At 73.8% G+C, this 20,826-nt stretch carries 16 protein-coding genes and 1 tRNA gene; 11 read left to right on the top strand and 6 right to left on the bottom strand.

Features of this window, described 5'->3' with window-relative positions; translation table 11 throughout:
* Positions 1-16: 16 nt before the first annotated feature.
* The gene (locus tag ACZ6K0_RS40595; RefSeq protein ID WP_469235210.1) at positions 17-1,174 is read right to left on the bottom strand and encodes a hypothetical protein; all 1,158 of its coding nucleotides are present in this window, start codon (positions 1,172-1,174) and stop codon (positions 17-19) included.
* Positions 1,175-1,321: 147 nt separating this feature from the next.
* A complete protein-coding gene (locus ACZ6K0_RS40590) occupies positions 1,322-1,477 on the bottom strand; it encodes a hypothetical protein (RefSeq protein WP_469235213.1) in 156 nt (51 codons plus the stop codon).
* A 176-nt stretch (positions 1,478-1,653) separates the two neighbouring features.
* Here ACZ6K0_RS40590 and ACZ6K0_RS40585 point away from each other — a divergent pair.
* Positions 1,654-1,727, top strand: a tRNA-Met gene (locus ACZ6K0_RS40585).
* A gap of 512 nt (positions 1,728-2,239) precedes the next feature.
* Positions 2,240-4,363 carry a hypothetical protein gene (locus tag ACZ6K0_RS40580; RefSeq protein ID WP_469235215.1) on the top strand — a complete coding sequence of 708 codons (2,124 nt, stop codon included), beginning with the start codon at positions 2,240-2,242 and terminating at the stop codon, positions 4,361-4,363.
* A 111-nt stretch (positions 4,364-4,474) separates the two neighbouring features.
* Here the strand turns inward: ACZ6K0_RS40580 and ACZ6K0_RS40575 are convergent, their stop codons facing one another.
* The 4 genes from ACZ6K0_RS40575 to ACZ6K0_RS40560 form a co-directional block, all read right to left on the bottom strand.
* Positions 4,475-5,308 (bottom strand): endonuclease/exonuclease/phosphatase family protein, encoded by an 834-nt coding sequence (locus tag ACZ6K0_RS40575; protein WP_469235217.1) that lies wholly within the window; start codon positions 5,306-5,308, stop codon positions 4,475-4,477.
* Complete coding sequence (locus ACZ6K0_RS40570; protein ID WP_469235218.1) at positions 5,305-5,931, bottom strand: hypothetical protein; 627 nt, start codon at positions 5,929-5,931, stop codon at positions 5,305-5,307. The genes ACZ6K0_RS40575 and ACZ6K0_RS40570 overlap by 4 nt, the downstream gene beginning before the upstream one ends.
* Before the next feature lie 204 nt (positions 5,932-6,135).
* Positions 6,136-7,665: a serine/threonine-protein kinase gene (locus tag ACZ6K0_RS40565; protein WP_469235220.1), complete on the bottom strand. Its 1,530-nt coding sequence runs from the start codon at positions 7,663-7,665 to the stop codon at positions 6,136-6,138.
* Positions 7,666-7,855: 190 nt separating this feature from the next.
* Positions 7,856-8,554 (bottom strand): hypothetical protein, encoded by a 699-nt coding sequence (locus tag ACZ6K0_RS40560; protein ID WP_469235222.1) that lies wholly within the window; start codon positions 8,552-8,554, stop codon positions 7,856-7,858.
* Between the two features lie 324 nt (positions 8,555-8,878).
* Between ACZ6K0_RS40560 and ACZ6K0_RS40555 the strand changes: the two genes are divergently transcribed.
* The 9 genes from ACZ6K0_RS40555 (at position 8,879) to ACZ6K0_RS40515 (ending at position 20,809) form a co-directional block, all read left to right on the top strand.
* Positions 8,879-9,910: a hypothetical protein gene (locus ACZ6K0_RS40555; RefSeq protein WP_469235224.1), complete on the top strand. Its 1,032-nt coding sequence runs from the start codon at positions 8,879-8,881 to the stop codon at positions 9,908-9,910.
* A gap of 118 nt (positions 9,911-10,028) precedes the next feature.
* Complete coding sequence (locus ACZ6K0_RS40550; protein WP_469235226.1) at positions 10,029-11,096, top strand: hypothetical protein; 1,068 nt, start codon at positions 10,029-10,031, stop codon at positions 11,094-11,096.
* Between the two features lie 363 nt (positions 11,097-11,459).
* A complete protein-coding gene (locus tag ACZ6K0_RS40545) occupies positions 11,460-12,581 on the top strand; it encodes a helix-turn-helix domain-containing protein (RefSeq protein ID WP_469235227.1) in 1,122 nt (373 codons plus the stop codon).
* Between the two features lie 68 nt (positions 12,582-12,649).
* Positions 12,650-13,915, top strand: coding sequence for a helix-turn-helix domain-containing protein (locus ACZ6K0_RS40540; RefSeq protein ID WP_469235228.1), 1,266 nt, complete (start codon positions 12,650-12,652; stop codon positions 13,913-13,915).
* 239 nt (positions 13,916-14,154) lie between these two features.
* Positions 14,155-15,270, top strand: a complete 1,116-nt coding sequence (locus ACZ6K0_RS40535) for an archaeosine biosynthesis radical SAM protein RaSEA (protein ID WP_469235232.1) — start codon at positions 14,155-14,157, stop codon at positions 15,268-15,270.
* Complete coding sequence (locus ACZ6K0_RS40530; protein ID WP_469235234.1) at positions 15,263-16,573, top strand: cytochrome P450; 1,311 nt, start codon at positions 15,263-15,265, stop codon at positions 16,571-16,573. The genes ACZ6K0_RS40535 and ACZ6K0_RS40530 overlap by 8 nt, the downstream gene beginning before the upstream one ends.
* The gene (locus ACZ6K0_RS40525) at positions 16,570-17,850 is read left to right on the top strand and encodes a PLP-dependent aminotransferase family protein (RefSeq protein WP_469235236.1); all 1,281 of its coding nucleotides are present in this window, start codon (positions 16,570-16,572) and stop codon (positions 17,848-17,850) included. The genes ACZ6K0_RS40530 and ACZ6K0_RS40525 overlap by 4 nt, the downstream gene beginning before the upstream one ends.
* Entirely contained in the window at positions 17,847-19,004 is a 1,158-nt protein-coding gene (locus ACZ6K0_RS40520; RefSeq protein WP_469235238.1) for a glycosyltransferase family 9 protein, read from the top strand. Before ACZ6K0_RS40525 ends, ACZ6K0_RS40520 begins: the two co-directional genes overlap by 4 nt.
* A gap of 89 nt (positions 19,005-19,093) precedes the next feature.
* On the top strand, positions 19,094-20,809 hold the full coding sequence (locus ACZ6K0_RS40515) for a carbamoyltransferase family protein (protein WP_469235340.1): 1,716 nt from the start codon (positions 19,094-19,096) through the stop codon (positions 20,807-20,809).
* The last annotated feature ends 17 nt before the right edge of the window (positions 20,810-20,826 follow it).

Raw genomic sequence — 20,826 nt, 5'->3', positions numbered from 1 at the left:
CTCAGTGGCGGACGGGTCAGTCCATCAGGGCGGTGGCGTCGTCCAGGCGCCTTTGCAGTGCCGCCGCCGTGTTCGTCAGCTTGTCCTGCTCGGCCCGGAGCCTGGCGAGGTTCTGCTGCTCGGCGTGGTGGCGGTCGGTGGCCCGGGCGTGCGCGGCGGCGAGCCGGAGAAGATCAATGTCGGGGCGCTGGGTGTAGCGGGCGGCCAGGGCGCGGACTACGGCCCACCAGCGGTGGTAGGTGGCCGCCGGGACGGGCTGGGTGGCGGCGGTGTCAGCCCGGGAGGGGCGGGGGAGCGTCGGCGGGGAGGACGGGGTGATGGGCGCCGTGCTGGAGTGGTCCCAGCCCCCGCGCAGCCGGATGCCGTTGACGACCGGCTCGTCGCTGCGGCCGTGTGCGCCGCTGATGCCGTACTGCACGCTGACGCCGGTGGGGATGGGGTCGGAGCTGTGCACGTACGGGCCGATGACGACGCCGGCGGACAGCCGGGGCCCGTCGACCCGGTAGGTGACGGTGCCGGGCGGCTCGTTGACCGCACTCTCGCGCACCAGCGCCGTGCCAAGCGCCTGGCCGTGCTCGTCGGTGTAGGCGAGCCGCGTGACGCCTGCCAGCGCGTTGGGCGGCGGTGGGGGCGCGGCGGCCAGCTCCTCCAGGCGCAGCAGGCGGTCCTGGTGCAGGCGCAGGCGTTCTCGGACGGTGTGGAGGTCGGCTTCGGCCGTGGCCAGGGCGGTGCGGGCGGCGCGGACTGCGGTGGGGGCCGCGAGGCGTGCGGCGGCCTGCACCAGGTCGTTCCGGTCGTCACGGGCCTGCCAGTGCTGGAGGACGGCCAGGACGACGTCCTCCAGGAGGGCCGCCGCGTGCTCGGGAACCCGTCGCGTGGTGTGGTGCTCGCCGAGGACGACGGTTTCCACGAGGACGGCGCGCGGGTCCGGAAGACGGTCGGGGGCCGGGCAGGTCGCGGTTCCGTGTACGCGCACGCGGTGGACGACCGGTTCGTCCGGGCGCGGCCGGTAGGGGTGTACTGGTGGTTCGCCGTCGCCGAAGCTGACCCGTACGCCGGCGGGGAGGAGTTCGTCGGCGACGGCGAACGGGCGGACCAGGAGGACTCCGCGGAGGTGGCGGGTGTGGACGGCGTAGCGCACGGTGCCGGCCTGCGGGGAGGTGGTGGCCGACACGGACAGGACGCCGCCTCGTGGGAGGGGGAGCGTGATCTGTTCGGGCTCGGTCGGGGGAGGGGGAGGGGGAGGCACAGGTGTACTCCGGGAGGTGGTGGTCTGGGGCCGTGACCGGCGACGGCATGGGCCCCGGAATGGGGGTGAGGCTCAGGGGCCGGGGCGGGGTTCGTCGGCGGCGAGGTCCTGTGCGGCTTCGCGGAGCCACTCGCGTTTTTCGCGGGCGCGTTCGGTCCCGTGGTGCAGTTCCTTGGGGTTGTGCCCGGGACAGCAGTAGTCCCGGCGCTTGCCCCGACGGGTCATCATGACGGCCATGGTTGCGCCTCATTGGGATGGGTACGGGCTGGCTGGCCCGATCGGAAGGGACTCAAACCATACATGGAGTCATGGAGTTAAGAAATCCATTTGGGATGGGGGCGGCACGCCGTCGGAAAAGCAGTGCAGCGCGCCGGACGCGATGGCGTAGGGTGAGTGAACACCGACGCGGGGTGGAGCAGCTCGGTAGCTCGCTGGGCTCATAACCCAGAGGTCGCAGGTTCAAATCCTGTCCCCGCTACTTCGCAGTGGCCCCGGCGCATCCCCCCCCCGCGCCGGGGCCACTGCCGTTCCCGGGCGCGGCGGCCGGACCGCCCTCCAGCGGCAGCGGCCGGGGTATCACGGGCCGGAGCCCGCGGGCCTTCACAATGGTGGGTGTGAACGACGGCGCGGGCGAGTACCAGAGCGGGGCCGCGGCCCTGGTCCCAGGCGCCGAGGCGCTGCTCGTCCGCCCCGTCCCGGTCCCCGGTCCGCAGCATCGACGACAGCCTCCGGCCCCCGCTGCACCCTCTCCAGCCGCTGCACCCGCTTCTGCCGGCCCCGGCGGCTCGACTCGGCCGTCCGGCCGCCGCCGCGCCGCTCAGCAGCGGCCTTCGGTGCGCGACCGCCTGCCGCACGGCTGTGGCGTAGCGAGCCGCCTCGACCGAGCCGCCGCACGGCACCGAGCCGACGTCCTGGTCTCCGGCCGTCACACGGGGACGCGGTTCGACACCTCTATCGGATAGCACCCAGCCATCCGATGTGGAGGACCCGTTGTCCCTCAGTGAAATCGCAGAGCTCGCCTGCCGTGACATCAACGCCCTGTACGAGCCCGACCCGGACCGTCCGGTTCCCGGCCCGGGCGCGCTGCGCTCCTGGGCGACCGGGGAGAGCGAGCACGAGGCGGGCCTCGAACTCGAGACGGTCACCGGGTTCGGGCTGATCCCCGTTCCCGCCCGGGCCCAGATGGAAGGCGAGGCCCAGGTCTTCGCCGCTCTCCTCGGCGCCTACGGCCGTCACCGCCCGGCCGTCACCGGCGGCCCGTTCGGCATCCTCGGCGTCATTCCCCGCCCCGCAGAGCTTGTGATCCGCGTCGACGCCGGGCAGCTTCACCACTGGGCCCGCGCCCTTGCCCACGCCCCCGTACCAGGCGCAGGCGGCGTTCCCCTCCTGCGGTGGGCCACCAGCGGCGAAGACACCCTGATCACCCTGCCCGGCATGCGCATCGTCCTCGCCCACACCGGCCAGGACGCCTGGCACAAGGCCCTGAGCGCGCCTACCGCCCCGGGCGAAGACCACCGGCTGCCCGAAGCCGGGACGCCGGCCCTCCCCGACGAGCACGAGCACCGCGACCACACCCTTGCCCGCCTTGACGCCCTCGTGCCGCAGCTGTCGGCCACCCTGCGCCGCGTCGGCCTGCTGCGCACCGTGGCGGCACGCTGCGGAACCCTCGAACTCCTGGTCACCGAGCACGACGGCCACCGCTACCTCGTCGACGCCTCGGGCGACTCGGCCAGCGTGATCCCGCTGTGGCAGTCCCTGTCGGCGCCGCTGGAGCTGTGGCCGGGCGCGGCCGAAGACAGCCCGACACGGCGCGTCGACCCGCGCGCAGCCGTGATCCGCTTCGCGCAGATCGGCGGTGGCTGGGACCCGTTCACCGAGCAGCCCTGGGACACGGACGCCGCACAGGCCCTGTGCCGGCTGGCCGGCCTTCAACCACACGCACTGACCTTGCAGGCCGCCGAGGCGGCCCTGACCGCCGCGGAGAAGGTCCTGCCGGATCCCCGCTTCGCGTCGCTCTTCGACGGCGCGGGCTGGAGCGGCAACTGCCGGCGCCACGGGGAAGGCGGCACCGCGCACGAGTCCTCCCGTCCGGCCCTGCCGCCCGGCGCCGAGGACTTCCTCGACTGCCTGGACGAAGACCTGCGCTTGCTCGGCGAGCTCGTCCGCGCCGACGACCTGGACTACTACCGCGGCTCCGACGGCGAGCTGGAGGTCGACCCCATGGTCTGGGGCGTGGAGACGCACGTCGAGCTGCTGGACTGGGCGCTCGCCGCCTCCACCGCCGTCGGCCCGCCGCTGGACGATATGGACCGGCAGTCCTCGCTGCGCACACCCGCCGGAGTGCTCGACCTCGAACTCCACGACAGCGGCGGAGCCCACAGCTACACGGTCCAGGTGATTTCCGGGGAGTTCGCCGAGGAGGAGTACACGGTGGAGTGGGCGGGCCAGGCCGCGCCCTCCGCCGGGGCCGCCGCGCTCATGGCCCAGCACGCGGCCATCGAAGCCGGCCCCGCCATGCGGCACCGGCGCGACGGCCGCAAGTACCGGCTCCTCCTGCCCCAGGAGGTCGCCGACACTGCCGAGCCGACCATCGCCGAGCTGCTCATCGCGTCCGCCCCGCACCGGGGCCTGACCTTCTTCGGCATGGTGGAGGGCCTGATCCGCGTCTCGGGACGCCTCTTCACGTCGTCGAGCCCCAGCGCGGGCCACTGGAAGCGCTCCGGCACAGACCCTGAGGACACCCAGGACTACCTGCACTCCATGAGCGCGTACGTCAACGAGTGGTGCGGCATGCCCAGTACGCACGAGGGAGAGGCCGCCAACACCGCCTCGGTGGACAGCGCCACCTACCGCCGACACCTGGCCGCCCACCGAGCGGCCTTCGACCCGTTCGTCACCTGCTACCTCGCCGCCGCTGAGGAGGCCGAGGGCGAGCTCGACCTGAACGACCGGCACCGAGCGGGCGTCCAGGCGCTGCGCCAGGCCGACCCGGCTCTTCTCGCGGCACAGTACCCCTGGCCCGTCTCCCCGCACTTGCTGGAGCTGGTCGCCTCCATCCCGCTCGATCTCCACGAGGTCCGCGACTGGTACGACGCCTTCTGCGAGCTCGAGTAGGAGTTCCTTCGGCCGGCCGATCCCGCAGGGGCCGAAGGCCCGTGTCCACGGTGAGGCTGTGGTGCGGCACCGGCATCGGGTGTCGCACCACAGCCTCCGACCTTGAGCGGGTCAGGCCAGCACCGTCAGGTCGAGGTCGACGCTGACGGCGCAGTGATCGGACGTCTCATCGTCGACCGGCTGCCGGTGGACCTGGTAGCCGGTCACCGCCGGGGCCAGTGCCGGGCTGGTGAGGATGAGGTCCTGGCGGCGGGGCACGTCGCCAGGACCGAACGCGGCCGTGGGGACCTCGGCCATCTCGCAGGCGAGGGCCGCGTCGACGAAGCCGCTGCGGGCCAGCAGCTCCACCGCGTCGCGATCGCCGACCTCGGCCTCACCGGGGAGCCGGAGATGGCCGTTGAGCAGATGTGGCGCCATCACCCGCCAGTCGGGTTCGGGGAAGCGCTGGCCGATCGTGTTCGCGTCCCCGCCGACCAGGGCCAGCCGCCCGGGCGCGGCGAGGACTTCCAGCGGGGCGACCTCGCGGGCGCGGTTGCGGGGGTCGAACGGGTCCAAGTGGAGGTTGCGGACGTCCAGGGCGTGCCCCGCCGGACCGGGGAGCCGGAGGCTCATCCAGCCCAGGACGTGGTGGTAGCGGGCGCGGTCGCAGTCCTCGGCCAGCACGGTGACGCGGGAGCTGGTCAGGATGGCGCTGTGGAACTGGTGGCCGCCGGTGGTGGGGTTGGCCTCGGCGAGGAACCCGGCGGCCAGCCCGAGCTCGGCCACCGCCTGGTTCAGGCGGCGCCGGCCGAGCAACTGCCAGAAGTTGCATTCCTGGAGCAGCAGGACGTCCGCCTCCAGGCTCTTCAGGAAGGGCACCTGGCGGCGCCAGCGTCGGTCGGCTCCGAGGCCGTCGTCGTCGCGGCCGCCGAAGAGCAAGTTGAAGGTGACGACCCGCAGCTTCACGAAGCCCTCCCCGCCGTGGCGAGCCGGGTCAGGACGACGCTGAGGGAGACGACCTTGTCAGCCCCCCAGCGGAAGCCCCAATCGTGCTGCATGTCGTCGGGGATGCCGGTCGGGGAGCAGTCCACACGAAGCGCGCTCCAGCAGGCCGCCACCGGATCATCCGGCACGTCCAGACGGTGGCCGGCCCGATCGAGGAGGGCGTCGAGGCGGGCGACCGCCGGCCATGCGCTGCCGGTGTCCGGGAGTTCGGCGAGTACCCGGACCTCGTCGGCCGAGACGGCCTCGACGGACAGGTCAGCGACGGCGGCCAGGAGGTAGTAGGCCAGGGCGAGACCTGCCGCGCCCTCGATCCACCTCTCCGCGTACGGGTCGTACGGGCCCTCCTGACTGGCGGCCCGGACCGGTCCGAGCTCGGCGATCGCCCGGTCCCATGCCCGCTCCCAGCGGTCGGGGCCACCGGTTCCGCGCCACCGGTCGACCGGCCCGAGCGGCCACCCGCCCTCCGGGGCGGTGACCGGCGGGAGCGGCCGGGCGGCGTCGTTCGCCCTCATGGCGGTGGTGAACTTCCCACCGGCAGCGCGGATCTCCCGCGAGCGCTTGCGCGAGGGCCTACGGTCTGACATCGAGCACACTCCGTACGGCGGCGCACCCCACGCGTACGCGCCCGGAAGCGGACACGACGAAGGTCAGCTGCACGATGCGTCGACGGACGGCTTGGCCTGCATGACGGGTCCGGCGTGGGCGGGCCCCTTCGGCGAGCGGCAGACGTGCCCGCCGCCCGGCAAATCTACTGCGCTACGCGCCCCGGCGTCCCCGGAACGGGCAGCTCACAGGCGCTGCGGGCGCGGGCGCTGCGACGGCAGCAGAGCCCCGACGGCCAGGCTGCTCACCACCCAGGCACCAGCTCCGGCCGCGAGAGCGGCCGCGACCGGCCCGTGAACGGCGGAGGCGGTCAGCGTGCAGCCCACGGCCCCGCTGAGCAGCCCGGCGGTTGAGGCGAGTTCGGCCTCCGGCCCGCCACGGCGCAGCAGTTGCTCGACCAGGGCCCGCACGCCGGCGGCGCCTGCCACGAGCACCGGCCCGGTCAACGTTGCGACCAGTACCGCCACCCACCACGCCAGCGTGCTCCACCCCAGCAGCGCCACCATCGTGACCGTGGCGATGAGCATCGCGGCGAACACCGCGACGACGCTGCCCTGCCCGCCCTGCCCGCCCTGCCAGCCGTGGACGGCCTCGTGCCGCTCCTCCAGGCGCGAGCCGGCTGCGACGCAGCCGCCGGCCACGAGCCCCAGCACAGTGCTCACCGCGCCGGGGAGGGCGGTGAACATGGCCAGCTGGCCGCCGACCAGGACGCTGGTCAGCGCTCCGGCACGCCACGGCGCCGACCTCCTGGGTACGGCGGCCGCGCGGCCGGAGTCCGTGGAGGCCGCCCCGGCGACGGGCCGCCGGACTTCGACCGCGCGCACCGTGGGCAGCTGGTCCACGGGCACCACGATGGTCTCGACCGGCACGGCAGCCGGCATGGCGGAGGCACGCGCGACGGTCGCCTGGAGGCGCCGGGCGACCGCTGCCGCGTCCGCGGGCCGCCGCTGCGGATCCTTGTGCAGCAGCTCCGCCACCAGCTGCTCGAGCTCGGCGGGCACCTCGGGTCGGTGGGAGCGGACGGGGGCCGGGGCTTGGTGCAGATGCTGGGCCAGCACCGGCCACCCGCCGCCGGGGAACGGCGGCGCGCCGGTCAGCAGCTCGTACAGCAGGCACCCCAGCGAGTACAGGTCGCTGCGGGCGTCGATCACCGCATCGGCGCGGGCCTGCTCCGGCGACATGTACGACGGGGTGCCGATCACCGCACCGGTCCCGGTCAGGGGATGGCCGACCGCGTCGGCCCGGCGCGCGATCCCGAAATCGCAGACCTTCACCCGCCCGTCGGCGGTGACCAGGATGTTCGCGGGCTTGATGTCGCGGTGCACCAGGCCCGCGGCATGGGCGGCCTGCAGGCCGCGGCAGATCTGCTCCCCCCAGGCCACGACGTCGCCGACCGCCGGCAGGCCGTCGGCCAGGAGCCGGCTGAGCGGCTGCCCGTCGACCAGTTCCGTCACCAGGTAGACGACCCGGCGCCCGGCCACCAGGGCCTCGCCGACGTCGTGGACGGCAACGACGTGCGGATCGCACAGGGCGGCCGCGGCCCGGGCCTCACCCTCCAGCCGGCGGACCAGTTCCTCGTCCTCCGGGCGCAGCAGGACCTTGATGGCCACCTGGCGGCCGAGCCGCTCGTCCACGGCCCGCCAGACCTCGCCCATCCCGCCGGCACCGAGGAGGTCGACCATCCGGTACCGGCCCGCCACCGTGGTGCCGCGCATGACGCCCTCCTCCCGGCCGGCCCCGCAGGGCGGTCCGCACTGCGCCGGCTCCGTGCCGGCGTCCGGGCGAGCCTACGAAAACAGTTCTGCGGCCCCGCCCGGACCGGGAGAAGGCGCCCGGTGGGGAGGCCGTGACGAGGGTGCCGGCCGCTCCCCAGCGGGCGGCGCCGGGCAGCGGCCGGCACCCTCGTCACGGGCGCTTGGCCAGCAGCGCCGACACCTCGCTGTGGTGCTGGATGAAGGCGGCCAGCTCGGGGCCCAGCAGCCCGGCGACCCAGGCCAGGTCGCCCATCCGGCGGGTGAGCGGTGCGGTCAGCAGCGGCTCCCAGTGCGCGGCCCGGTTGCGCAGCCCGTGGAGGTCGCCGATCTTCCGGTCGACCTGGCCGCGGTTGGTCCCCGGAGGGAAGGCCCGGTGCAGGTGCGGTACCCACAGGGTCTTCTCGTGCGCGGAGGACGACAGGTACCGCCACAGCCCCAGCGACAGGTCGGCGATGATCTTCCCCGGCGGGGCCTGCATCCCGTACCGGCTGCGCGCCGCGTCGATCGCCTTGCGGGGCTTGTCGTTGATGTCGACCTGACGCGGGCCGCGCGGGCCGCCCCGCTTGGTGCGCATCAGCGGGGCCCGCAGCGGACTGGCCGGATCGTCGAGCCAGTGGCCCGCCCCCGACCAGGTCGCGTCCAGCGCCGCGGCGTAGGCGTTGCGCAGCGCGACCTCCAGGTGGCCGAGGTCGTGCAGGACCGCGCACGACAGCTCGCTGTTCCACCGGTAGAGCTCCAGCGCCCGGGTGCGGTCGCCGCCGGCCTCGTTCAGGTACACCCCGAAGCGGGCCGGGCTCAGCCAGGTCTCCACCCACGGGCCGGCGCCGGGCGCCGGGGAAGCGTGCGTCACGTTGTTCCTCCTTCGGATTCGGGTATAGTCATGGGTGAGAAGCCCCGGTGGACCGCTGATCCTCGTGATCATGTCGCCGGGGCTAAGACGTTTTCCGGGCCCGGACCCCGCCTGTGCCGCACGAGAGCCGCAGCCAAAGGCCGCGGGGCCCGCGGGTACGGAAGCGGAGCTCGTACACACCATGAGACCCCGCCGGGACGCCCCTCCCGCTACACTGGCACCACGGATTGATCCTCATGTGTCGACACCTTGACTGGATAGATGGATGACGATGAGCACAACATGCGGATCAAAACGTGGCGATCAAAAGGTGAGAACTCGTCGGTGAACCGCTCCGCAGCTGCTACCGCCAAGGTCCAGGCCCGCCTCGACGCGCTCACCACGCTGCGCGCCAGCGGAGCCCTGGCCGCCGTCACCGCCTCGAGCGAAGAGCTGGCCGCCCGCGGCCGCACCCCGGCCTCCGTCCGGCTCCGCCGCACCTACCTCCGGCACGACGCCCCGCGCTTCGTCGACCGGGAGCGCAACGGACTGCCCCGCGCCGACCAGCCCCCCGCGGCCCGCCTGATCGCCCCGCGCGGCATCGCCGGCCGCTTCCACCTGGTCCTGCTGTTCGCCGCCCATTGCCAAGCCGCCCCCGGCCATCAGTGGGCCAACCGCATCCCCATCGAGCCCGACAGCACCCAGCCCTTCTCCTGGATGTCCCTGATCGGCGCGCACGCCCGCCACACCCCCGGCGGCCGGCGGATCGCCAGCCCGCGCGTCAACAAGGCCCGCCAGATCACCGAGGCCATCAAGAAGCTGCACGAGCACCAACTGCTCGAACTCCCCAACGCCGGGACCTCCCGGCCCTTCCGCGACTTCCAGCTGCTGTGCGACAGCGGCGCCAGCACCACCGCCGCCCCCATCCCGTACAAGGTGCCCCGCCCCGCGCTGCCCGGCGTCAACGTGCCGATCGAATTCTTCACCCGCGGCTGGGTCAACCTGCTGACCCCCAGCGAGACCGTCGCCTACCTCATGTGGCTCGACATCAATCAGAACCCCGTCCATGACGAGCCGTACGTCACCGGCGCCGAGCGCGCTGGCCACTTCGGCCTCGGTCGCGATGCCTACGAGACCCACCGCCAGCTCGAGGCCTTCGGACTCATCGACGTCGAGGCCGCCATCGGCCGGTACGACGACGGCAAGTACGCCGACTACGGCACCGACGCCGGCCGCCCGATCTGCCACCGGGCCACCCTTACCCCCGACGGCATCACTCGCGAGGCGGTCGCCGTGATCGAGCCCGTGCTGCGCGCCTTCGCCGCCCATGGAGCCTGGGCCCGCCCCCTGAACCTCCGCACAGCCGGCGGAACCTGACAGATCCCGGCGCCCCGCACCCGCAGCTGGCCCGGACCACGCCGGCACGCCGAAGACCAGCTTCTCGCCGAAGGCCATCACCGCGGTCAACGTGCCGCACCGGACGTAAGGACCCACCGTGCCCCAGCGACCCCAGCCCGAGGGTCCGCGAGACCCGATCGACGAGGTCTCGCGGCTCCTGGCGTCGGCCTCCGAGCCGACGAACTCCATGATCCTTTTGGACGGTGCGCCGCTGTCCGGCATCACACGGTCCATGTACGAGGGACTGCAGCGCACCCTCCCGCACGCCCGGCCCGCCCCGTTCACCGCCCTCGACCTTGCGCGCCGCGCCGCGCAGCCAGACTTCACCAGTTGGTTCAGCGGCGACGACCCGCACGTCCTGTGGCTCGACGGCCTCACCCCGGCCGACCTCGTGCTGCTGGGCAGCGGCGTGCTGGACAAGACCCTCCCGCATGCCTTGGTACTGGCCAGCATCGACACCAACTGGCGTGACCGCCTCCTCGCGGACACCTCGCCCGTCACCGCCCCCGCACGCACGGTGCTGCTGGAGTACGCGCACCGCATCCAGGTGCCCTTCACCCTGACCCCCCGCGAGCGCAGCTACCTCCGGGAGAAGGGCTACCCCGTCAGCAAGAGCCTCGCCGAATCCCTCGTCGGCGGCGAGAACCTGGTCAAGCACTACCACCGAGCCGCACGCAACGCCCCCGAAGGGCATCTCCTCGTGCAGGCGGCCATCGACGTACGACGCTGCGGCGTCAACCGCCCCCTCGGTGAGGACGAGCTGTACCGCCTCTGGTGCTCGCGAGGAGACCACGAGGATTCCTGGGCCCTGTTCGAGCGTGCACTCGACTGGGCCGGCGCGGTCCCCGGTGGCGCCTCGACCGGGCTGCTCTTCCGCGCCGCGTCGGGGGACTGGCGGGTACTGGCGTATGCGGCGGGCGCCGACGACGGGAATCACGGGCACAAGCCCCGTCCGCTCGGGGCCCAGGAGTGGAACGAGGTCTCGCTGCTACTGCCGGAACCAGGGGACCAGTACAGCCTCGGCATCGCCGCCCACCTTCACGGCCGAAGCACCATCGCGTACACCGCCCTCACCAAGGCTGCTCAGGCCGTAGGTTCGGGCCACCCGGCCGCAGACGCGGCGGCGACTGCTCTGCATCATCTGCGAGCCGAAGGCACCGGGTGAGCCCGCGAAGCGCGGGCGGTCGAGCAGACAGAGACGCCTTCCGGACTTGATCCGGCCCGGGACGAGCTGGCTTCTCGCTCCCGACCGGCACGGCCGCCGCTGCCCCCGGCATCCCCATTCCGCGCGAGCCCGTTCCATGGACTGCCCCCAGGCCGCCGGCCGGGCCCGCCCGACGGCCGCGGCCGACCCAAGGACCACGCAAAGTCCCCACGGGACCGCCCCGGCATATTCGCGCTGGCTCGATCCTTGTGGCTACTGTGTCGCCGCGAAGCCCATGTGGTCTCGTGGAAGAGGACCAGATCCGCACGGCGCACATCGTCGCCGAGGACGAGCACGGAGCCCGATAGCCATGCGAGCACTCTGGTGACGCCGGGGACGGACGGCGAAGACCACCTGCCGATCGGACACCGCGTCACCGGATGGCGAACCCGCCGCGGCATCACGACGACCGAGCTGGCGTCGAACTGCGGGCTCGAGGACCAGCTGATCCGCGACATCGAGGCCGGAGCCGACTGGGTCGACCGGCACCGCATCCTGTACTCCCTTGCGGCCGGGCTCCATCTCGATCCGGTCGACCTGACCGGCCAGCCCTACGAGCCCCACGGGGCGCAGCACGGCGCTGTCCGTGCCGCTGCCTGGCACCTGCGCCGCCATCTTGTCCACGCCGGCCCCCGCACACCGGAACCCTCCTCCCGGGTCCGGGCTGAGCTGCGGACCGGCGTCGAAGAGGTCCGGTCCGCGCAGGCAGCCGGTGACGAGCACGCGCTGGCGTTGCGCCTGCCCGCGCTGCTCGAACTGGCCGACCGGGCAGTGGCCGAGGAGGACGGGCAGTGCGATGCGAGGGCCGCGCGGACGGCCGTCTACGTGGCCGCAGTCGGCCTGCTGCGCCGCCTGGGGTACCGGGACCTGGCGTGGAGTCTTCTCCACCAGGCCGGTCCGGCCGCCGTCGGGGACCAGGTCGCGGCGACCGAGGGGATACGGCTGCTGACGGGCATGGGGCTACCCGGGATGGCTGGCGACCGCGCCGCACAGCACGTCGCCACGACGCCGTCCGTCGAGCTGTTGTGCGCCGCAGCGCTCGCCCACGCGACGGCGGGCCGGCGGCGGCAGGCCGAGGCCCTCCTCGGCGAGGCGGCCGGACGCGCAGGTAGTGAGGCGGAAGCTGCGGACGTCGCGGTGGCGACGGCGGGCAGCGCGATGCAGTTCGGTCTCGTGGACCAGGTCCTGGAGCTGGCCGAGGCCGCCGTCCCGATGCCGCCGGCTCGGCGGGCCGACCTGCTGCTGCTCGGGGCGGCGGCATCGGCCAGAGGAGCCGACGCGAATCGGGCCGCCGAGCGCCTGGCAGCGGCCGAAGAGGCGGCCCCGCTCTACATCCGGCTCGACCCCCTGGCCCGCGAACTCCTCCACGCTCTGCGGCTGCGGGCCGGGGACACGGACGGCGCGGGGTTGCTCGCTCGGATGGCCGGCAGCTTCGGGTTGCGGTGACGCCGCCACTTTCGGGGAATGCCCGCACACGGCGGGCCGACCTGGCCTAACCTGTTGATCTTCTGGACGTGGGGCGGGCGGTCATGGACGAGCAGCAGTTACACCGGGCCGCGGCGATCGGCGCCAATCTGCGGGCCATGCGGCGCCAGCGCGGGGTGAGCCTGAAGAGCCTGGCGCGGCAGACCGGGATCTCCCAGGGGTACCTGTCCATGGTGGAGAACGGGCACCGGCTGCTCGACAGCCAGGTGTTCATCGACTCCATCGCCGACGTCCTGCGCATCTCGCCCGCGGAACTCACCGGCCAGCCGGCCGCGCCGATGGACCCGGCCAGCGGCGCCGCCCACGCGGCGATCCCCGCGCTCAGGCTCGCCCTCATGGGACTCGCCCTCCCGACGGCACACGGGGAGCGGCTTGCCGAGGACCCCTTCCCACTGCTGACGGCCCGCGTCGCCCGCGCCAACAACCTCTACCACGCCTCCGAGTACGCGACGCTCGCCGTCGAACTGCCCGCCCTGCTGTCCGACCTGCGCGCAGCGGCCGACGCCCGGCACGGCTACGCCCGGCGCCGGCTGCTGCAGTTGCTGGCCGGCGCCTACCACCCGGCGTGCGTCCTGCTGCTGAAGTACCTGGGCTACCCCGATCTCGCCTACGTCGCGGTCACCCGCGCCGGCGAGGTGATCGCCGAACTCGAGGACCCGCACTACACGGCCCTGTCGGAGTTCTTCACCGCCCACGTGCTGCTGTCGGTCGGCAGCCCGGAGCAGGCCCTGCTGCGCACGGCCGCCGCCATCGCGTCCCTGGAGGCGCAGTCGGGGGCCGGGCGCGCCCCGCACGCGCTGCTCGGCGAGCTCCACCTGATCTCGGCCACGGCCATCACCCGCGACAAGACCCGGGCCGGCGAGGCCCGGCGCCTGGACGCGGCAACCCACCTCGCCGAGGCCGAGCGGCTCGCCCGGCGGACCGGCGAGACCCGCGACTGGCACCTCAACTTCGGTCTGACCAACGTCGCCATCCACCGCGTGAGCCTGAACACCGCGCTGGGCCGGCACAGCGACGCGGCCGATGCCGGTGAGGGCCTGCACCCCGAGACGATCACCGCTCCCGGGCGCAGGACGGCCTACCACGCCGACCTGGGTCGAGCCCTGGCGCATCTGCGCGGCCGCGAGGGCGACGCGACCCGCCACCTGCTGCTGGCCGAGCAGGCCGGAGCGCAGCGGGTGCGGGTGGATCCGCTGGTGCGGGACTGCGTCACCTACCTCCTGGGGCGGCCGATGACCGCGCACGCCCGCCGCGACCTGCGCGGTCTCGCCCACCGGGTCGGCGCCCTGAACTGAGCTCCCGGCCCCGCTGGTGAGGGGCTGCCAGTCCCGGGTTCTGCGTGGGTTCACAGCGGTGAACCCCGAGCGTGCACGCGCGGCTACGTTCAGTTCCTGCCCCGGACGGGGCCGAAAGGTTAAGGCGCTCTTCCCGCGCGCCTGATCTCCCGGTCTCCTAGGGGTTCGTGACGGCTGCGCCGCGTCTCCGGTCCGCGCGCGTGTCCGGCCTGGCGACCGGGGACCGAAGGGGGAACTCCATGCCTGAGCACACGCTCGACGAAGCGCCGGCGCCGGTGACGGACCTGCGGCGGCGGATCGGTGACCTGTCCCTGCGGCTGCGGACCTCCGGGCCGGTGAAGGCGGCCGAGCCGCGGTTCACCGACTTCGACAAGATCCGGCTGCCCGGCGGTGAGCTGGTCGGCCGCAAGAAGGTCATCATCATGTCCGGCGGCTGCAGCGTGCCGACGTGCACGATGTGCCCCTTCACCAACTTCAACAACTACGGCATCGACGGCGCCGCCTCGGCCGAGAGCCTCCTGGACCAGGTCCGGCGCACCCTGGCGCGGACCGAGGACGAGCCCGACTACGAGGTGCTCTGCCTCTACAACGACGGGTCCTTCTTCGCGCCGCGCGAGATCCCGCGCGACGTCCAGGTGGAGATCGCCCGCCTGGTCGCGGCGGCCGGGGTCAAGCGCCTGGTGGTCGAGTCGCTGCCGCAGTTCGTCACCGAGCAGGTGCTGGCCCCGTTCGTGACCGCGCTGGGCGGTGTGCGGCTGGAGATCGGCATCGGCCTGCAGTCCGCGAACCAGCTGGTGCGCGAGACGCTGGTGAACACCCGCATCTCGCAGAAGTCCTTCGAACGGGCCCTGGCGGTGATGGCAGGCCTGGGGGTGGACCCGAAGATCTACCTGATGGTCAAGCCGCCGTTCCTGACCGACGGCGAGGCGGTCACCGACGTCGTGGAGTCGGTCGACTACCTGACCGGGCTCGGCGTGCGGGGCATGACGCTGTGCCCGACCCGGGTCTCGCCCCACACGGTGGCGTGGGAGCTGTGGCAGGCCGGACAGTACACCCCGCCGAACCTGTGGACGGTCGTGGACGCGGTGCGCCGGGTCCACGAGCGGCTCGCGGTGCGGGTGGCGTGCGTGAACCTGCGCGGCAGCGACTTCGAGTCGGTCTTCCCCGACGCCTGCCCGGCGTGCGCGGACGGGGTGGTGGATGCGCTGATGCGCTTCGGGGAGACCGGTCAGGCCACGGACCTTCCCGCCGACTGCTCCTGCCGGCCGCAGCTGAAGGCGGCCGCGCTCGACCACGGAACCATCGTCGCCCGCGCGGCGCAGCAGCTGAACGTCCTGGAGCGCTCCGGTGTCTGAGCACACCGCGGCGCCGCCCGCCGCGCAGTTACCCCCACGGCACCCGGAGTGGGGTTTCGCCACCGACCCGCTCGGTGTCCTCCAGGAAGGGCACCGTCGCCACGGTCCGGTGTTCCGGATGCCGGTCGACGGCGTGGAGACGGTCCTGGTGGGCACCTGGGGCGGTCTGGGCGAGCTGTTCGCGGCCGAGCGCGGCCGCCTGGAGGTGCTCAACACCGCGCTGGTGCGGGACCTGTTCGGCCGGGCGCTGTTCAACCTCACCGGCGATGCGCACGGGCAGGCCCGGCAGCGGCTGCGACCCGCCCTGTCCGGGCGGGCCCTGCCCGGCTACGTGCCCGCCCTGCTGGAGGCGGCCGAACCCGCGGCGGCCCGCTGGGCCCGGCACGGCACCGGCGATCTGCACCGTGAGGTGCGGGAGATGACCGGCGCGATGAGCGCCCGCGTCCTGCTGGGCATCGGCCCGGGGGAGCAGGACGCGGCACGGTTCGCCGCCGACTTCGAGACGTTCGTCGCGGCGACCGGCGCCCCGCCCGGTACGGCCCGGTTCGCGAGCGCGCGGTACTGGGCCGGTCGCGCCGCCCGGCGCCGGCTGCACGCGCTGTTCGCCCGCCGGGCCGCCGCCGTCCGGCAGGAGGAATCCGCCGGATCGGCCCTCGCCGCCCTGGTGGCCGCGTTCGCCGACGCCCCGGCGCAGGTGGGGCCGCTGGAGGACCATCTGCTGGCGCTGCTGATCGCCGCACGGGAGACGACGGCGAGCCTGGTCACCTGGTGCCTGGTGGAGCTGGCCGGCCACGGCGAGCACGCCCGAGCCGCACAGCAGGAGGCCCGCGCGGCGGCCGGCGCACCGGAGCTGCTGGTGCGCCGCGAAGCCCTGCCGGTGCTGCGGGCGGTCCTCGCCGAGAGCCAGCGCCTGCACGCGCCGAACCTGCTGTCGGTACGGGAGGCGCTCTGCCCCGTGACGCTGGGCGGCCACACGGTCCCGGCGGGGACGCGGGTGGCCTACTCCCCGTCGGCCGGGCACTTCGACCCCGAGGTCTTCCCCCTCCCCGGCGACTTCCGGCCGGAGCGCTTCGGGTCCGGGCAGGCCAACGCGTCCCGGCTGTGGGCGTTCGGCGGCGGCGCGCACGCCTGCCTGGGCCGGCCGCTCGCCGAGCTCATGGCCCTCACCGCCGTAACGGCCGCCCTGGACCAGGGTCTGCCGCAGCTGCCCGCCGGCCCGCCGCACCGGATCCGCTACCGGCCCGCCAAGGCCCCGATCGACCCGCTGCCGTTCGCCCTCGACCGCCAGGAGCCCGCTTCGTGAACCGCACCCCGCCGGACGCGCTCGCCGTCCTGCGTACGGCCGCCGCCCACCACGACACCGGCCTGCGCCGACTGCACCTGGTGCCCAGCGAGAACGGCCTGTCCCTGGCCGCCCGGATCCCGCACCTGATGGACGCCGCCGTCCGCTACGCCTTCCCCGGCGGCGGGGGCGAGAACTGGGGGTGGCCCGGCCGCCAGGACCTCGTCGCCATCGAACAGGCGGCCGCGCAGCGGCTCGGAGCGCAGTTGGGCACCGAGCACGTGAACCTCAAGCCGACCTCCGGGGTGTCGGCGCTGAGCGTCGCGCTGTCCGCGCTGGCGGGCCTTGGCGCGACGGCGTTCAACCTGGCGGAGCGCGACGGAGGCCACGGCTCGACCCGGTTCATCGGCACCCGCCTGGGACTGGCGATGCACGACCTGCCCGTCGACCCGGCCACCAGCACCCTCGACCTGGACGCCCTCGCCGACCTGCTCGCCACCGGGCCCCGGCCCGAGCTGGTGTACCTGGACAGCTTCATGTGCCTGTTCCCCGTGGACCTGAGCGGCCTGCGGGAGGTCGTCGGCCCCGACACGGTGATCCACTACGACGCCTCCCACACCCTGGGCCTGATCGCCGGCGGAGCCTGGCAGAACCCGCTCGCCGAGGGCGCCGACAGCCTCGGCGGCTCAACCCACAAGACCTACCCGGGCCCGCACAAGGGCCTGCTGGCCACCAACGACGCCGGCCTCGCGGCCCGGCTGGACGAGCACGCCTCCCACTTCGTCTCCCACCACCACCCGGCCGACGTCCTCGCCCTGGCCGTCGCCGCCGCCGAGATGGACGCCCGCGGAGCCCAGTACGCGCACGCCACCGTGGCCAACGCCCGCCGACTGGGCGTGGCGCTGGCCGAACGCGGGTTCACGGTGTGCGGGGAGAAGGCCGGGTTCACCGACTGCCACCAGCTGTGGATCGACATCGCCCCGCTGATGGACGCCGAGCAGGCATCCCGCCGCCTGTTCGAGGCCGGGATCGTCGTCAACGCGATCCCGGTGCCGCACCTCACCGCCCCAGCCGGGCTGCGCCTGGGCCTGCAGGAGGTCACCTGGGCCGGGATGCGCGAGGACGGCGTCGACGAGCTGGCCGAGATCCTCACCGCCGTGCTGCGCGACGGCCAGGGCCCGGCCGCCGCCGCGGTGCGCACCCGGGCCCTGGCCGAAGCGCTGCGGCCGGGCGAGGACGCGGGCGAGCAGGTGCTGCGCGTCGCGCTCGCCGCGGCCGGGATCGGAGGCCCGGCGTGATCCCCGGCAAGGGCACCTTCCTCGGGCCCGTCCACACCACCGCCACGTTCGAGATCCATCAGGACTGCCGGCACTTCGCGGGCGGGATGCCGTGCCGGTTCTGGCGGCCGTGCCACGGCTGCCCGCACCACGACCCGGTCTACCACCGGGTGCTGATCGTGATGCTCGGCCTGCTCGGCGACATGCTCATCGCCTCACCCCTGCCCAAGCGGATCCGCGACGACCACCCGAACGCGCACGTCACCTGGCTCGTCGACGAGGCGAACGCCCCGATCCTGCGGATGAACCCCTTCGTCGACGAGGTCCTCGTCCACGACTGGCAGGCCGCCGCCCAACTGCCCTCGCGCCGCTTCGACGCCGTGTACTCCTTCGAGCGCACCCCCTCGGCCGCGGCCCTGGTCGACCGGATCGACGCCGACCACAAGGCCGGCCTCGCCTACGGCGGACCCCACCACACCCTGTACCCGATGGGGGAGGCCGCGCTCCAGTTCTTCCGGCAGAACACCTGGAACGACTACCGCACCACCACCAACACCCAGACGTGGACGGAGCTGTACTTCGCCGTCGCCGGATACCAGTACGCCGGCGAGCCGTACGTCCTCGAGGTCCCGGAAGCGGCGCGGCGGCGGGTGACCGGGCTGCTCGGCGAGCGCACCGGACCGCGGGTGTGCCTGAACCTGGGCGGCTCGCTGAGCACGAAGCTGTGGCCGGCCCGGCACTGGGCCGACCTCGCCGACGCGCTGCTGGAGTACGGCGCGCAGCTGGCGATCCTGGGAGGGCCGACCGACCGGGAGGCCTGCGAGGCGCTGGTGCGGCACCTGCGGATGCGCGGCGCCGACGAATCCCGCGCCGCGTACGCGCCGCTGTCCCTTCAGGAGGCGTCCGCGCTTCCGGGCCTGGTCGACGTAGTCGTCACCGGCGACTCCTTCGGCTTCCACCTCGCGCTCGCCCACGACAAGCCGACCGTGCTGCTCCTGGGCCCCTCCAACGGCGCCGAGGTCATCCCCAAGCACGCCACGAAGGTGACCGCGCTGCGCTCGTCGCTGGCGTGCTCGCCGTGCGCCCACCAGGTCGCCTGCGGCGGCGTCGGCGGCTGCATGGACACCATCGACCCGCCGGCCGTCCTCAAGGCGACCCTCAACCACCTCACCTGACCTGACCTGACCACCGGCTGAACCCGCCGCCCGGCCCCGAGCGCCGGGTAGCGGGCAGCAACAGCGAGAAGGAGCCCACGTTGGCCACCGTGCTGGGCCTTGGCGGCCCGTACTACCACGACGCCTCCGCCTGTCTGGTCGTCGACGGCCAGGTCGTCGCCTTCGCCGAGGAGGAGCGCTTCTCCCGGCGCAAGCACCACAAGGACTCGCGCAGCTGCGCGGTGGCCGCGGCGTACTGCCTGTCCGAGGCCGGGATCACCCTGGCCGAGGTGGACGAGATCGCGATCGCGTTCAACCCCGCATGGCCCGAGCCGAGCGAGACGTGCACCGACGCCGAGCTGATCGCCGAGCTCCTCGACCCCACCCTGTTCGGCCACCACCGGCCCCGGCAGGTCACCGTGATCGAGCACCACCTCGCGCACGCCGCCTCCGCCTTCCACCCCTCCGGCTTCCAGGAGGCCGCCGTCCTGGTGGTCGACGGCTCCGGCGACGGCGTCTCCGCCACCCTCGCCCACGGCACCCCCGGCGGCCTCAAGGTCCTGCGGCAGTTCCCCTTCTCCCAGTCCCTGGGCTGGTTCTACGAGACGGTCGCCGAACACCTCGGGCTGGGCGACTGGACCAGCTCCGGCAAGCTCATGGGCCTGGCCGGCTACGGCAACCCCGACCGCTACCGGCTCGACTTCCTCACCCCCCGCGCCGGCGGCTACCACCTCGACCTGTCCCGCTACGGCATCCGCCCCGACGAGAGCGTCGAGGACCAGTACACCGACCTGCGCTACTACCGCCGCCTGAAGAGCGCGTACGCCACCGCGTACACCGACCTCGGCATCCCGGCCCACCGCCGCGCCCGCACCTACACCGGCGGCCGGATCATTCCCGACACCGGCTTCCGCCCCGAGCACGCCGACCTCGCCGCCTCCGCGCAGCGCCTGCTGGAGCAGTGCCTGACCGAACTGGCCCGCGAAGCCCTCACCGCCACCGGCACCACCCGCCTGTGCATCGCGGGCGGCGTCGGCCTGAACTGCTCCGCCAACGGCCGCCTGGCCGCCCTGCGCGGCGTGGAGGAGCTGTTCGTCCAGCCGGCCGCGGGGGACGCCGGCTGCGCCATCGGCGCGGCGCTCGAGGTCGCGCTGCGCCGCGGCGACCTCACCCTCCCCGGTCCGGCGATGACCACCGCCGCCCTCGGGCCCGCCTTCACCCCGGGTGTCATCCGCACCGTCCTGGACGACTTCGGCCTGCCCTACCGCGACCTGGGCCAGGACCTGCCGACGGCGGCCGCCGGGCAGATCGCGCTCGGGCGCACCATCGGCTGGTTCCAGGGCCACATGGAAGCCGGGCCCCGCGCGCTCGGCCGGCGCAGCATCCTCGCCGACGCCCACACCCCCCAGGCCCGCGACCACATCAACGACCACGTCAAGAACCGCGAGCCCTGGCGCCCCCTGGCCCCGGTCCTGCTGGCCGAGGCCGCACCCGACCTGATCGGCACCGGAACCCCGCACCCGTTCATGATCGTCGCCCGGCCCGCGACCGAGACCGCCCGCCACCTGATCCCGGCCGCCGTGCACACCGACGGCACGCTGCGCCCGCAGACCGTCGCCCGCGACGACACCGATCCCTACGCGGCGCTGCTGGCCTCGTTCGCCGAGCAGACCGGCCGCCCGCCGGCGCTGCTGAACACCTCCTTCAACCACGAGGCCGAGCCGATCGTGTGCACCCCGCGCGACGCGGTCGCCACCTTCGCCGCCGGGCCGCTCGACGCCCTCGCGATCGGCCCGTTTCTCGTCCGCAAGGACCGCCCAAGCTGACTGTCCGACACCGGACG

It is taken from the genome of Streptomyces sp. NPDC042346 (assembly GCF_055581845.1).
Note: the sequence above shows the minus strand (reverse complement) of the source record. Positions and strands in the feature narration are given on the sequence as shown.